The sequence below is a fragment of the Flavobacterium solisilvae genome, from assembly GCF_012911605.1.
Taxonomy (GTDB): domain Bacteria; phylum Bacteroidota; class Bacteroidia; order Flavobacteriales; family Flavobacteriaceae; genus Flavobacterium; species Flavobacterium solisilvae.
Map to the genome: position 1 here is coordinate 1 of NZ_JAAMPT010000164.1, position 1,173 is coordinate 1,173.

Here is a 1,173-nt window from a genome sequence, read left to right on the forward strand (position 1 = left end):
GTTCGTATCATTTTGGGAACAAATCAAACTACTTCAAAATATACCTTGGCTTAAAACCAATTTATAAGCTTTTAATTAAGTGAATTTGTATTGAAAATGGGGTTTTTTCACAAGCTGACGTGCCGCGGCTTGCAACAGCTGCGACGATTTATTACTAATGATTCCAAGTACAAAACTTGGCTTTGAATTTTCGCAGAAAATTCGGTGAGAAACCCAAGCCACGCAGTTGTTGCAAACTGCTGTTAGGTGCTGTTTTTTATTCAACATTTAATTCATGCATTTCTTTTACTCTATCCAAAATCGATTTGTATAATGGTGAATCACTAAACTTTAATTCATAATTTTTAGAATTCTTTGCATCTGGTGTGAAATAAACATAAAATGTATCAACTGTAAAACCTCCAAAACTATTAGTAGCTTCAACTTCCACTGAAACAACTTTAATCTGTGTATTCTGGTATTTATCGTCAATAATATCTTTGTAAGGATGAATGTAAACTTCTCTGAATTTTGCGCTATTCGGATTTTTTAAGTTTGATTTGATTTCTGCAATTGCATTGTCATAAAAATAAGGAACTTCATTAATGTTAATTTCACAACTAAATCTAATTTTTTTGTCTGAGAAACTTTTGACTTTATTTATAATTTGAGATATGCTGTCAACTTTTTTTGAAGAAAAATCAATTTCATCAAAACTATCATTTTGAAGACTATTTTGCATTACAATTTTGTCGTTCTCAATTTTCAACCAAGTTGTATCCAGTTTTTCCTCAACTATTATATATATACCTTTTTTATTCTTTGAATATTTTAAAAAATTCCATCCACAAGTCATCAAAGTATCTGCATTAAAAGCAATAGTGCTATCTTCAATGAAAGTCATGTACATTTCAAATTTGTTTTTTTTATCAGTCATTTTATAGAATTTTCCGGCTGAAAAAAAGTCATCATTTTTGCAAGATTGTAAAAAAAGCATAATTAGAATTAAAGCAATAATTTTTTTCATAATGTGTATTTAATTACAATTCGTCTCGTTTTGGGAAAAATAGCACCTAACGTCAGACTGTGAAAAAACCTCCACAATCCTAGTACCAAATATAGTAAAATAGTTGTAAGAAAAAGATAAATTCATTATTTTTAGTGATGCAACATATACAAGGAATAGCTCGCAAC

General features: G+C 29.0%; 1 protein-coding gene. It reads right to left on the minus strand.

Translation table 11 applies throughout. The features are described 5' to 3' along the window. Positions 1–256 precede the first annotated feature (256 nt). Positions 257–1,006, minus strand: coding sequence for a hypothetical protein (locus tag G6042_RS00770; RefSeq protein WP_169522368.1), 750 nt, complete (start codon positions 1,004–1,006; stop codon positions 257–259). Positions 1,007–1,173 lie beyond the last annotated feature (167 nt).

Coding starts and splice junctions, on each gene's coding strand:
- G6042_RS00770 (WP_169522368.1), bottom strand. CDS start 1,006: ATGAAAAAAATTATTGCTTTAATTCTAATTATGCTTTTTTTACAATCT.